This window comes from Rugamonas apoptosis, assembly GCF_014042355.1.
Classification (GTDB): Bacteria; Pseudomonadota; Gammaproteobacteria; order Burkholderiales; family Burkholderiaceae_D; genus Rugamonas; species Rugamonas apoptosis.
On record NZ_JACEZU010000002.1, the window covers coordinates 511959 to 525023 of the forward strand.

Here is a 13065-nt window from a genome sequence, read left to right on the forward strand (position 1 = left end):
CAAAATGAATCTTGGGTGAAATTCGGACCGGCGGCGGCTGGGGCGGTCCAAGGTTGCATGTGCAATAGTTACATCATGCGCTTCCGTACGGAAAAATCAAGCAAAGCCGGCGTTGCCGAAGTCAAGCCGGTACACATTGGAAGGCACGGCGGGCGTCAGCTCGGCGCAGCGCTCAAATTGCAAACCCAGCTTGCGCAGCAGCGCATTGGAAGCGACGTTGTCCGGCCCGGTGATGGCCAGCAAGGCGGGCAGGCGCAGCGTATCGCGCGCATGGGCCACCACGGCGCTGGCGGCCTCGAAGGCATAGCCCTGGCCCCAGTAAGCGGGCCGCAACGCATAGCCGATATCGACGCCGGGCAGGCTGTCGCGCTTGATGAGGCCGCACAGCCCCAACGGCGCGCCATCGTCCTTGCGCTCGACCAGATACAGGGAGTGGCCCAGGCGGCGCTGCATGTCGCACGGCCCCTGCTCGATGGCGGCGCGGGCCGCCGCCACGGTGTGGATATTCTTGTCGCCGATATGGCGCAGCCAGGACGGCTCGTTGACCAGCGCCAGGTAGAACGGCGCATCGTCCGCGGCGAGCGTGCGCAGGCGCAGGCGGGGCGTGTCGAGCACGATCATGGGTTTATTCAGGCCAGTGGGCGCGGTCGTTGAGCAACTGGCACATCACATAGGCATCCACGTAGCCCAGTTGCGGATGGCGGTAGGCGCCGGGCAGCGTGCCGGCCACCTGGAAGCCCAGCCGTTTCCACAGCAGCACGGCCGCCACATTGGAGCTGATCACGAAATCAAGCTGCACCGACAGGTAGCCGGCCTGGCGCGCCGCGCGCAGGCAATCGGCGCCCAGCAGCTTGCCCACGCCGATCCCCTGCGCGGCCGGGCTGACGACGAAGAAAGCGCTGGCCACATGGGCGCCCCGCCCCGGCTGGGCCGGCTGCAGCCGGTACATGCCCAGCAGGCGTTCGCCGTTCAGGATCGCCACGTGGCTGGCCACGCCGGGGCCGAACCAGTAGGCCAGGCAAGCCTCGCGCGTGATGTCGGCGGGGAAATACAAAGTGTCGCCGCTGGCGACCAGTTCTTCCTGCACCGCCCACATGGCGTCAAAATCAGCCGCTGTGGCGGGACGTATGGCGATTTCTTTCAAGACAGCTCCAACAGGTTGCCCAGCAATTTTTTTGATAGCCGATTGTCATGTATTTTGATCGTCAAGTCCAGCGTGCGGCTGCAAGCGGAACCCGGTGCGCGCCGGCCGCCCCGGCAAGTCCAGCGTGGCCACCGCGCGCGGCGTGCTGCTGATCACCTTGCCGCGCCGCATCACCAGGCGCCGGCCCGCCCGCAGGCGGATCGCCTCCACCGGATTGGCCGCGTCCAGCAGCACGAGGTCGGCGTGGCAGCCCGGCTCCAGGCCGTAGCCCTGCAAGCCCAGGATGCGGGCCGGCGCGGCCGTGACGGCCTCGAAACAGGCGCGCATGGCTTGCTGGCCCGTCATCTGGGCCACGTGCAAGCCCATGTGGGCCACTTCCAGCATGTCGCCCGAACCGAGGCTGTACCACGGGTCCATCACGCAATCGTGGCCGAACGCCACCTCGATCCCGGCCGCCAGCAGTTCCGGCACCCGCGTCATGCCGCGCCGCTTGGGATAGCTGTCGTGGCGGCCCTGCAGCGTGATGTTGATGAGCGGATTGGCCACCGCCGCCACGCCGGCCTCGCGGATCAGGGGCAGCAGCTTGCTCACGTAGTAATTGTCCATCGAATGCATGGAGGTCAGGTGCGAACCGGTGACCCGCCCTTGCAGGCCCAGCCGGTTGGTTTCGTAGGCCAGCGTTTCGATGTGGCGCGAGTGCGGGTCGTCCGATTCGTCGCAATGCATGTCCACCCGCAAGCCCTTGCCGGCCGCGAATTCGCACAGGATGCGTACCGACTCGGCGCCTTCGGCCATGGTGCGCTCGAAGTGGGGAATGCCACCCACCACGTCCACCCCCATGGCGATGGCGCGCTTGAGGTTGGCCAGCGCCGTGGGGCTGCGCAGCAAGCCATCCTGGGGGAAGGCCACCAGTTGCAGGTCCAGGTAGGGCGCTACCTGGTGCTTCACGTCGAGCAGCGCTTCCACCGCCAGCAGGCGGTCGTCGCAAATGTCGACATGGCTGCGGATGGCCAGCAAACCCTTGGCCACGGCCCAGTCGCAATATTGCAACGCGCGGGCTACCAGTGCCTCCTGGGTCAGGTGCGGTTTCAGCTCCCCCCACAGCGCGATGCCTTCCAGCAACGTGCCGGACTCGTTTACGCGCGGCAAGCCATAACTGAGGGTGGCGTCCATGTGGAAATGGGCGTCCACGAACGGCGGTGCGAGCAGGTCGCCGCCGGCGTCGATCTCGTGCCGCCCGCGCGGCGCCAGGGATGGGCCGATGGCGGCGATGCGGCCATCGGCGATGGCCAGGTCGATGCCCTGGCGGCCATCCGGCAGGCTGGCATTGCGTATGACAGTATCAAAAGGCACATCCATAGGCGGCTCCCGGCCAGCTTACTTCTTCCAGTAGGAAAATTCGGTCTCGTAACAGACCGTCTCGATGTCGGCGATACGCTCCTGCATCGCGCTTTGCGCGTCCAGGATGGCCTGATTGTAGACAGAGGGGCCAATTTCACGCAAACAATAATCGAGCAGCAGGCGCGCCTTGAGCTCGCCCACCTCCTCGTCCATGTTCTCCGCACAATAGCGCTGGATGGAGGACAGCAGGCGTTGCTCCACGTCCTTGTTCAATTTGATCGTCATGTTGTTTCACCTGGAAAAGGTTATTGTTGCAGTGCATTAATTTACTGGGCGATATCGCCCTGTTGTATCGCACGGATGGCGGAAAAAATAACTTTCCAAGCCCGTCAATCGCCGCTAGAATGCATTTATTGCAGCGCATCATAAATCCACGGTCGCGGCCCTTGCGGTGCGCCAGGCCAGCATTTTAATCGTCCCAGGAGAAGCCATGTTTTCGATCCCAGAACAGTTTTCCGCAGCTACGAAATCCCAGCTTGAAGCGCAGTTGAACATTATCAACAACCTGGCCGCCAAGGCTGTGGAAAGCGCCGAAAAAGTCATCGCCCTCAATATCAGCACCACCAAGGCCTCGGTGGAGAAGTCGTCGTCGGCCGCCAAGCAGTTGCTGGAAGCGAAAGATCCGCGCGAATTCTTCACTCTGAGCGCGGGCCAGGGCAACTACCTGGACAACCTGCTGGCCTACAGCCGCCAGTTGTTCAACATCGCCAGCGCCGCCCAGGCCGAACTGATCCAGAGTGCCAAGGAACAGATCAAGGATGTGCAACCGGTACTGACGCTGGCCTCGCCCGTCAAGCCAGTCGCCGTCCCCAAGGCTGCCAAGGCCGAGCCGGAAGCCAAGGCGGTGGTGCCGTCCGAGCCAGTGGTGGAAGTGCAGGCCAAGCCGGCTGTCGTGGCCGCGGTGCCCGCCCCCGCCAAGGTGGAAGTGGCTGCCCCGGCCAAAGTGGACGCGCCCGCCGCCGCCAAAGTCGAAGTGGTTGCCGAACCAGCGCCCGTCGTGACGGAAGCCGCGCCAGTGATCAAGGCTGTCGCCTCGCCCACCCAGCCAGCGCCCAAGGTCAGCGCCAAGCCTAAGAAATAAGCTAAGCAATCGGCCAGCACGCTGGCAGCGCATCTCCACAGAGCGGGCTACGGCCCGCTCTTCGTTTTTTCAGCGCCGTTGTCGGGCATGGGCCGCGCGCACGCGCGTGCCGGGCTTGTTGTATCCTAGCGCACACCACGCCAGCGGCATCGCTCGCCGGCCTGCCCGTGCAAGGACAACAATACAATGAATTTATTCGGCCTGATCGGCCACTTCGTGCGCCAGCATTCCCGCGCCTATGCGGCCGCCGGCGCCATGCTGGCCGGCGTGGCCGCGCTCGGCGTGTGGGTGCCGCGCAAGGTTGGCGCCATGATCGATGGCCTGGCTGCGCACCGCCTTGGCGGCAACGCGCTGCTGCTGGAAATCGGCTCCTTGCTGCTGATCGGCGTGGCCATCTACTTCCTGCGCGTGGGCTGGCGCCAGGCCCTGTTCGCGGCCGCCTACCAACTGGGCGTGTCGCTGCGCACCCGGCTCTACGAACGGCTGGCGCGCCAAGGCCCCGCTTTCTACCAGCAGCAGCGCACGGGCGACCTGATGGCGCTGGCCACCAACGATATCGACGCCATCGAACTGGCGGCCGGCGAAGCCATGCTGGCCGGCTTCGACGGCTCGCTGACGCTGGTGATGGTACTGGGCGTGATGCTGCTGGGCGTGGACTGGCGCCTGGCCGCCGTGGCCCTGCTGCCGTTTCCCTTGATGGGACTGGCGTTCTGGCGCATCTCCAGCCATATCCACAAGGCTTCCACGGATGCGCTGCGCTGCTTCAGCGCCCTCAACGATCATGTGCAGGAAACCCTGGCCGGCGTGCGCACGCTGCGCGCGCTGGGCCTGGAGCAGCGCAGCGCCAGCCAGTTCGCGCAGCTGACCGAGCACGCGGCCAGCGCCAGCTTGAGCGCGCAAGTATGGGAAGCGGCCTACGAACCGGCCGTGGGCCTGACCTTGACGGCGGCCAGCGCCCTCACGCTGGGCCTGGGCGGCTACCTCGTGTGGCAGCAGCAGCTCACCATCGGCGCGCTGACCAGCTTCACCATGTATCTGGGCCAGCTGATCTGGCCCATGTTCGCGGCCGGCTGGGTGCTGTCGCTGATCGAACGGGGCCGCGCGGCCTGGGCCAGGCTGCAACCGCTGCTCGACGCGCCGCTGGCGATCGACGACCATGGCACGCTGGCCGTCGTGGCGCCCGGCGCGCTGGCATTGCACGACGTGGGCTACGCCTATCCGGGCCAGACGGCGCCGGCCCTGTCCCACCTCACGCTGACGCTGGCGCCAGGCCAGACCCTGGGCCTGGTGGGCCCCACCGGCTGCGGCAAGTCGACCCTGCTGCGCCTGCTGCTGCGCCAGCTCACGCCGCAAACTGGTTCCGTGCAGTGGTCCGGCCAGCCGTTGGACGCTTACCGCCTGCACGCACTGCGCGCCGCCATCAGCTGGGTGCCGCAGGAGTCGTTCCTGTTCTCGGCCACCATCGCCGACAATATCGCACTGGCCCGTCCCGACGCCAGCCGGGCCGACGTGGAGCGGGCCGCCACGCTGGCCGCCATCCATGACGACATCATGCTGTTCCCGGACGGGTATGAAACCCAGGTGGGTGAACGCGGCATCACGCTGTCGGGCGGCCAGCGCCAGCGCGTGGCCATCGCCCGCGCGCTGTTGGCCGATAACGACTTGCTGCTGCTGGACGACGCCCTGTCGGCCGTGGATACGGGTACCGAAGCACGCATCCTGCAGCACCTGGAACAACTGCGCCAGGCGCGCCCCGGCCGCAGCGCCATCATCGCCAGCCACCGCCTGAGCGCCGTCGTCAGCGCCGACCTGATCGTCGTGCTGCGCGACGGCCACGTGACGGAATCGGGCAACCACGAGCAGCTGCTCGCACTGGACGGCTGGTACGCCAGCCAATGGCGCTACCAACAACTGGAGGCCAGCCTCGATGCCAGCTGATCACGACCTGCAACCGCACGACGCGCGCCGCCAGACCCTGCAGGCGGTGGCGCTGTTGCGCCGCGCCGCCCAGCCGGATCAGCGTCACCTGGGCTGGGCCGTGCTGTGGCTGGTGCTGGCCGCGCTGCTGGAAGTGCTGGGCCCCATCATGGGCAAGGCCCTGATCGACCAGCACCTGCTGCCGCACCGGCTGGACTGGCCGCGCATGGCGGCCCTGCTGGCCGGCCTGCTGCTGACGGGCTGGGTGGCCAGCGGGCTGCGCTACCTGCAACTGGTGCGCCTGTCCGGGCTGGCCATGCGCTCCGTGCGGCGCTTGCGCGAGCAAGTGTACGGCCACGTGCTGCGCCTGCCCATGGCCTTCTTCGACCGCGCCATCACGGGCCAACTGGTGTCGCGCGTGACCAACGACACGGAAGCCGTCAAGACGCTGTACGTGCAAGTGCTGTTCGTGATGCTCGACAGCTCCATCGTGTTGATCGGCACCGTGTGCGCGATGGCGTGGCTGGACTGGCATTTGATGACCATCGTGCTGGCCCTGCTGCCGGCCGTCCTGGCCATCATCTGGCTGTACCAGCGCTGGAGCGCGCCGGCCGTCACCCGCGCCCGCGCGCTGCGCAGCGACATCAACGGCCAGATGGCTGAATCGATCGGCGGCATGAGCGTGCTCCAGGCCAGCAACGCCGAAGCCCGTTTCGCGGCACGCTTCCAGGCCACCAACGCGCGCCACTACGAAGCGCGCATGGCCGAACTGCGCGCCAATGCCTGGCTGCTGCGGCCCGCGCTGGACTTGCTCAACATCGTGCTGCTGGCCTCCGTCATCTTCACCTTCGGCCAGCGCCAGATGACGGCCACTGAAGTGGGCGTGCTGTATGCCTTCATCAGCTACATCGCGCGCGTGATCGAGCCGCTGATCCAGATCACCATGCAGTTCAGCCAGTTGCAGCAATCAGTGGTGGCCAGCGCCCGCGTGGCAGCCCTGCTGGAGGAAGCGCACGCGCCCGAGCATGCGCCCGAACTTGCGGCCGGACTTGCGGCCGAACATGCGTCGTCCACGCGCGCCGCGCCGCGCCTGCGCGACGCCAACGCGCCCGCCGTGGCGCTGCGCCATATCGAATTCGCCTATGTGCCGGGCCAGCCCGTGCTGCACGACCTGTCGCTCGACATCGCCCAGGGCGATTTCGTGGGCATCGTCGGCCACACGGGCAGCGGCAAGTCCACGCTGCTGTCGCTGCTGCTGCGCTATTACCCTGTGCAGCACGGCGCCATCACCATCCTGGGTGCGCCGCTGGAGTCGATCGCCAACACCCAGTTCCGGGCCGAGGTGGGGCTGGTGCCGCAGGAACCATTCCTGCTGGCCGCGTCGGCGCGCGAAAACATCGCCATGGGGCGTGACTTGACCGATGCCCAGATCGAGGCGGCCGCCCGCGCGGCCCACGCGCACGACTTCATTTTGGCGCTGGAACACGGCTACGGCACGGCGCTGGGCGAAGGCGGTTCGCGCCTGTCCGTCGGGCAGAAACAGTTGATCGCCATCGCCCGCGCGCTGGCCGGCCAGCCCCGCATCCTGCTGCTGGACGAGGCCACCTCGCACATCGACAGCCAGACGGAGCAGATCGTGCAGACGGCGCTCGACGAGTTGCGCGGGCGCGTCACCATCATCGCCATCGCGCACCGGCTGTCCACCATCCGCGAGGCCGACCGCATCGTCGTGCTCAACCATGGCCGTATCGCTGAATCGGGCCCGCACGCGCAGTTGATGCAAGTGGACGGCGGACTGTACCAGCGCCTGTATCTGCTCCAGCAACTGGCCGCGTAAGGCGGGAATCGGGAAGCCGGAAGTGGAAAGCGCAGTTTGATATAAATCAAACAATTCATCTTCGGCCAATATTGCTCTAAAATTCAGTAAAGCCATAGTAAATCACCAACTTCGATCGTATAACGCGCTTGGAACTGTGCGGATTTGCACAAATAAGCGGGGCGCGCTGAATTTTCTAGACTGCAACAAGAATATAATTGTCTAGACACTTTGCGTATACACGCGCAGTGCAGGTGGAGGTGACCCGTTGGCAAGTTGGATGGCAATTCCTGTACCCGGCGCCCGGCGCCTGCTGATCGCGGCCTTGCTGGCGCCGCTGCTGGCCTGCGCCCAGACCCCGCTTGACCAGCGCATCGCCGAGGTGCGCGAACAGAGCCGCTTCGTACCGGACAAGGCGCTGGCCCAGCTGCTCAAGCTGCAAACGGAGGCCGACGGCGCGCCCCCCGCCACCCGCGCCGAAATCATGTCCCAGATCAGCCTGGCCCATATGCGGCTGGGCGAGAACGAGGCCGCGCTGGCCCAGGCCGACGCCGTCATCGCCTACGGCAAGGCCCAGCATAACGACGCCATCGTGGCCAACGGCCTGCTGTCGAAAGCCTATGTGAAATTCGCCCAGGCCGACGTCAGGCAGGCGCACCAGCTGGCCTTCGAGGCCGAGGCCACGGCAGCGCGTACCGACGACCTGCCGCTGCGGGTGCAGGCAACCATCACGGCCGGCCAGGCGTATGCGGAACGGGGCGACTTCCCCAGCGCGCTGGTCAAGCTGCAGACGGCCGTGGACCTGGCGCGCCTGATCACAAACCAGTTGCCGCTGGCCACCGCGCTCAACGCCCTGACCCAGTTGTACAACCAGATGCGCGAATACGACAAGGGTTTCGCTGTGCTCGACGAACAGTTGCGTGTGACGCGCGCACTGCACTCGGCCGGCCGCATGGCCGTGGCCAAGGACACGGAATACGGCCTGGCGATCGAAGCCCACCAGCCCGAGCGGGCGCTGCACGCCTTGCAGGAGGCGCTGGTGCTGGAGCGCCAGCTGGGCGCGCACCGCATGATCGCCAACTCGCTGGTGAACCTGTCGGACAACTACCTGAAACAGCATGATTACGCCCGCGCGCTACGCTACGGGAACGAATCGCTGCAGGCCGCGCGCGAGGCCGGCTCGGCCCCGATCGAAGCGACCGCCCGCGTCAACATCGGCGAAGCCTACCTGGGCATGGGCCGCATCGCCGACGGCAAGAAGAGCTTCGAGGCCGGCCTGGCGTTCTACGAGAAAGCCAACAGCAAACCTGATTTGCAGTCCGTGTTGACGGAGTATGGACAGGCGCTGGAAAAGGCGGGCGACCTGCGCGGCGCCGTGGAGGCGTACCACCGCGAGCGCGCCATCTCCAACGAATTGTTCGAAAAGCAGCGCCAGCAAGCCGTGCTGGAACTGCAGGAAAAATACGAGGCGGACAAGCGGCAGCGCCAGATCGAGCTGCTCAGCCGCGAGAACCAGGTCAAGGGCGCGGAACTCGATAACCGCCGCCTGCAACAGCGCGTATGGTGGCTGCTGGCACTGGTGTTCGCATTGGCCGCTGCGGTGGTCGGCCTGTTGTACCGCAAGGTACGCCACGCCAACGCCCAGCTGGAAGTGAAGAACCTGGAGCTGAAGGCGCAAAGCGCGCTCGACCCCCTCACCTCGCTCTACAACCGGCGCCACTTCCAGGACTACATGCGCGGCCACGCGCCGGCCGAACGGCGCGAGCCGCCCGTGCGCACCAGCGGCGGCGACGACATCGTGGGCGCCCTGTTCCTGCTGGACGTGGACCACTTCAAGCACGTCAACGACACCTACGGCCACGCGGCCGGCGACACCGTGCTGAAGATGATCGCCGAACACCTGCGCATCGCGCTGCGCGAGACGGATATGATCGTGCGCTGGGGCGGCGAGGAGTTTCTCGCCTTCCTGCCCGCCATCCCGCGCCACGGCGTGGACGAGGTCGCGCGCCGCGTCCTGGAGAGCATCTCGTCGCAGACGGTGGTGTACCAGAACCACCGTATCCAGGTCAACGTGTCGGTCGGCTTCGCGCCATTCCCGCTGTTCCCGGACGAGCGGCCGCTGTCGTGGGAACGGGCCGTCAACCTGGTGGACATGGCGCTCTACCTGGCCAAGGCCCACGGCCGCAACCGCGCTTATGGCGTGCGCGGTTTCGCCAACTTCGCCGACACCTCGATGGAAGCGATCGAACAGGATCTGGAACGGGCCTGGCGCGCCGGATTTGTGGACTTGAGCGTGGTGCTGGGCCCGGCCGCGGACAGCCCGCCGCCGGCCGGTTCGGAACCGAGCAATGTGGTGCCACTCAAGCAGGCGGCCAAGAACGGACACTAAAGCGGGCACGCCGCGCGCGTGCGTCTCACACTGGGAGAACGGCATGACGAACAGGCGATTGACTATCTTGTTGCTGAGCGCGCTGCTGTGCGCGGGGGCGCACGCGGAAACCGCGCCCGCCGCACCGACGGCAGCCACGGCGCCAACCACGGCACCAACGGGCGAAGCGATCGGCATCATCCAGAACCTGCAAGGCACGGTGACCATCGCGCGCGCCGGGGCCACCTTGCCGGCCATGGTCGGCACGCCCCTGTACCGGGGCGACCTGGTCCGCACCGGCAAGCCCGGCGCCGTCGGCATCGTACTGGGCGACGACACCACCATCTCGGCCGGTTCCGCCAGCGAACTGGCGCTGAACGACTACATCTTCGACCCCAACAACGGCAAGTTCGCGCTGGCGGTGCGCATGCTCAAGGGGACCTTCTCCTACATCACGGGGCAGATCGGCAAGCTGGCGCCGGACACGGTCAAGGTACGCACGCCCGACGCCACCATCGCCACCCGCGGCACCAAGGTGCTGATCGAGATCAAGGACTGACCATGCGCACACTCCCCACCTCGCTGGCCGCCGTGCCGGCATTGACATTGGCCGCGCTGCTGGCCGGCTGCGCCGGCGGCCAGAGCGTGATCCTGGTACCGGACCAGCAGGGCAAGGTCGGCAAGGCCGAAGTGACCACGGAAGGCGGCAAGCAGTCGCTGACGCAGGCGGGCGCCATGACCCGCACCGCCGGCCCGCGGCAAGCGCCGGGCGCCGTCACCAGCGCCGATCCGGCCTATATCGCCAGCACCTTCGCCGATGCGCTGGCGGTGGAGCCGGCGGCTGGCGAAACGTTTACGCTGTATTTCAAGAGCGGTTCGGCCACCCTGGCGGCCGATGACCAGAAAATCATCGACGACATCGCCGCCGCCGTGAAGCGGCGCGCCGCCATCAGCGTGCGCATCAGCGGCCACACGGACAGCACCGGCTCGGTCGCGCTGGACACGGCGCTGTCGCTGGAGCGGGTCAAGCAGGTGCAAGCCCTGTTGCTGGAAAAAGGCGTGCCGGCGCAACGCATCAGCACCTCCTATCACGGCAAGGGCAACCCGGCCGTGGCCACGCCCGACGGCGTGGCTGAACCGCGCAACCGGCGCGTGGTGGTGATCGTCCACTAAGGCCGGCGGCCCACCACTCCCACCGACCATGGCCACCGCCAACCGCCCCTCCCCATCCCGCCTGGACCGCCTGCGCGACCTGCTGCGGCCGCGCGAAGGCCAGGCGCGCATGTATGGACTGGGACTGTGCCTGACCTTGGCCGTGGCACTGCTGTCGATCTTCCAGCCGCCACCGCTGCAGCAGCTCGACTTGCTGTTGTACGACATGATGGTGGCCGGCCGGGCGGTGCCGCCGCCGCCGTCCGCGCCGGTGGTGGTGGGCATCGATGAGGACAGCCTGGCCGCCTATGGCCAATGGCCCTGGCCCCGCTACCGGCTGGCGCAACTGGTGCGGCAACTGCGCCAGCAGGGCGCGTCGGTGGTGGTGCTGGATTTGCTCATGCCCGAGGCCGACCGCACCGCGCCCGAAGTGATCCAGCGCGAGCGCCAGCGTGATTTGGCCCCTGTGGCCCCTGCCCCTGCGGACGCCGCCCCCATGGACGCGGCCCACGCGCCGCCGTCCGCACCCGACAGCAACTCGCAACGCCTGGCCAACGCGCTGGCCGAAGGCCCCAGCGTGCTGGCCTACTACCTCGATTTCAGCCAGCCGGCCGACATCGCAACCACGGCCGCGCCAACCACCGCCACTGCCGCCATCGGCCCGGCCGCGCCCGACGGCACCGTGGTGCTGCGCGCCGACGGCGGCCACGCCTGGCACATGCCGCGGGCCGGCCGCCAGCTGCGCAGCGTGCCCGTGCTGACGGCCGCCGCCGGCGCCGAAGGCTACACCAACGCCCTGGAAGACCTGGATGGCACGCTGCGCCGGGTACCGCTGCTGCTGCCCGTGGCGGGCAAGGAGCGGCCGTCGCTGGCGCTGTCGGCACTGCTGTTGACGTCGCAGAACCGGCTGCTGCGGCTGGGTAAAGACGGCAGCGACTTCACCCTGTATTGGGACCGGCACGCCATTCCGCTGGACACGGCCGGCAACCTGCTGCTGGACTACCGCAACGCCAGCCACGCCTACCTGTCGGCGCGCGCCGTGTTGGACGGCAAGGTGGCGCCGGCCAGCCTGCGCGGCAAGATCGTGCTGATCGGAACCTGGGCCAAGGGTTTGGGCGACTGGCACCGCACCCCGTCGGGCAAATGGCTCAATGGCCTGGACATCCACGCCACCATCATCGACAACGTGCTCAGCGACACCTTCATCGTCCGCCCCGACTGGGCCCGGGGCGTGGAACTGACGGCCGTGCTGCTGGCCGGCCTGGCCGGCACGCTGATGCTGAGCCAGCCCGGCTATGTGCTGTCGCTGCTGGCGGTGCTGGCCGGCACCGGCGGCTTTTACTGGACCGCGCGCCAGCTGCTGCTGGAGCTGGGCGTGCACCTGTCGCCGCTGTTCCCCATCATGGCACTGGTGCTGATCACCACCTGTCTGAGCCTGCTGAAATACGGCATCGAGGCGCGCAAGCTGCACGCCCGCACGCTGGACCTGTACGAAGCGCAAGACGAGATCATCTTCAGCCTGTCGGTGCTGGCCGAATCGCGCGACAAGGACACCGGCCAGCACATCCTGCGCACCCAGCGCTATGTGGAAATCCTCGCGCGCGAGCTGGCCGCCACGCCCGCCTACGCCCACCTGACGCCGTCGGACATCGAACTGTATGCCAAATCGGCGCCGCTGCATGATATAGGCAAGGTGGGCATCCCCGACAGCATCCTGCAAAAGCCGGGCAAGCTGACCGACGACGAATACACCATCATGAAAACCCACCCGCTGATCGGCGCGGCCACGCTGGCGCGCATCATCGTCGGCCACGGCCACCCGGAAAAGCGCCACTTCCTCAACTATGCGCGCGAGATGATCGAAGCCCACCATGAACGGTGGGACGGCGGCGGTTATCCGCACGGCCTGCGCGGCGCGGCCATTCCGCTGGCGGGGAGATTGATGGCGCTGGCCGACGTGTACGACGCCCTGATCAGCAAGCGCGTCTACAAGCGCGGCTACAGCCACGCCGAAGTGCGCACCTACATCGCGGAGCAATCGGGCACCCAGTTCGATCCCGACCTGGTGGCCGCGTTCCAGCGCCGGCATGAAGAATTCTTCCGCGTGGCGCAGGAATATGCGGACGTCGCGCCGGACGCCGCGCCGCAGGCCGCACCGGATGCCGGCACGGCGCTGGCCGGCTGAA

Annotated in this window: 11 protein-coding genes; 7 read left to right on the top strand and 4 right to left on the bottom strand. The window is 67.2% G+C overall.

Annotated elements, in window-relative coordinates:
• Positions 1 to 96: 96 nt before the first annotated feature.
• From H3H39_RS05980 to H3H39_RS05995, 4 genes are read right to left on the bottom strand one after another with little or no spacing between them, the layout of a single operon-like run.
• Positions 97 to 621 carry a GNAT family N-acetyltransferase gene (locus H3H39_RS05980; protein WP_182152422.1) on the bottom strand — a complete coding sequence of 175 codons (525 nt, stop codon included), beginning with the start codon at positions 619 to 621 and terminating at the stop codon, positions 97 to 99.
• A gap of 4 nt (positions 622 to 625) precedes the next feature.
• Positions 626 to 1144, bottom strand: a complete 519-nt coding sequence (locus tag H3H39_RS05985) for a GNAT family N-acetyltransferase (RefSeq protein ID WP_182152423.1) — start codon at positions 1142 to 1144, stop codon at positions 626 to 628.
• A 45-nt stretch (positions 1145 to 1189) separates the two neighbouring features.
• Positions 1190 to 2503: an amidohydrolase family protein gene (locus tag H3H39_RS05990; RefSeq protein WP_182152424.1), complete on the bottom strand. Its 1314-nt coding sequence runs from the start codon at positions 2501 to 2503 to the stop codon at positions 1190 to 1192.
• A gap of 18 nt (positions 2504 to 2521) precedes the next feature.
• On the bottom strand, positions 2522 to 2770 hold the full coding sequence (locus tag H3H39_RS05995) for a DUF2164 domain-containing protein (protein WP_182152425.1): 249 nt from the start codon (positions 2768 to 2770) through the stop codon (positions 2522 to 2524).
• Positions 2771 to 2975: 205 nt separating this feature from the next.
• Here H3H39_RS05995 and H3H39_RS06000 point away from each other — a divergent pair, with 205 nt between their 5' ends.
• The 7 genes from H3H39_RS06000 (at position 2976) to H3H39_RS06030 (ending at position 13064) form a co-directional block, all read left to right on the top strand.
• Positions 2976 to 3626, top strand: a complete 651-nt coding sequence (locus H3H39_RS06000) for a phasin family protein (protein ID WP_182152426.1) — start codon at positions 2976 to 2978, stop codon at positions 3624 to 3626.
• A gap of 186 nt (positions 3627 to 3812) precedes the next feature.
• Complete coding sequence (locus tag H3H39_RS06005) at positions 3813 to 5564, top strand: ABC transporter transmembrane domain-containing protein (RefSeq protein WP_182152427.1); 1752 nt, start codon at positions 3813 to 3815, stop codon at positions 5562 to 5564.
• The gene (locus H3H39_RS06010) at positions 5554 to 7380 is read left to right on the top strand and encodes an ABC transporter ATP-binding protein (protein ID WP_182152428.1); all 1827 of its coding nucleotides are present in this window, start codon (positions 5554 to 5556) and stop codon (positions 7378 to 7380) included. Before H3H39_RS06005 ends, H3H39_RS06010 begins: the two co-directional genes overlap by 11 nt.
• A 259-nt stretch (positions 7381 to 7639) precedes the next feature.
• Entirely contained in the window at positions 7640 to 9748 is a 2109-nt protein-coding gene (locus H3H39_RS06015; RefSeq protein WP_182152429.1) for a GGDEF domain-containing protein, read from the top strand.
• 58 nt (positions 9749 to 9806) lie between these two features.
• Positions 9807 to 10286, top strand: a complete 480-nt coding sequence (locus H3H39_RS06020) for a FecR family protein (protein WP_220461441.1) — start codon at positions 9807 to 9809, stop codon at positions 10284 to 10286.
• Positions 10287 to 10288: 2 nt separating this feature from the next.
• Entirely contained in the window at positions 10289 to 10900 is a 612-nt protein-coding gene (locus H3H39_RS06025) for an OmpA family protein (RefSeq protein ID WP_182152431.1), read from the top strand.
• Positions 10901 to 10928: 28 nt separating this feature from the next.
• Positions 10929 to 13064: a CHASE2 domain-containing protein gene (locus tag H3H39_RS06030; protein ID WP_182152432.1), complete on the top strand. Its 2136-nt coding sequence runs from the start codon at positions 10929 to 10931 to the stop codon at positions 13062 to 13064.
• Position 13065: the final 1 nt, after the last annotated feature.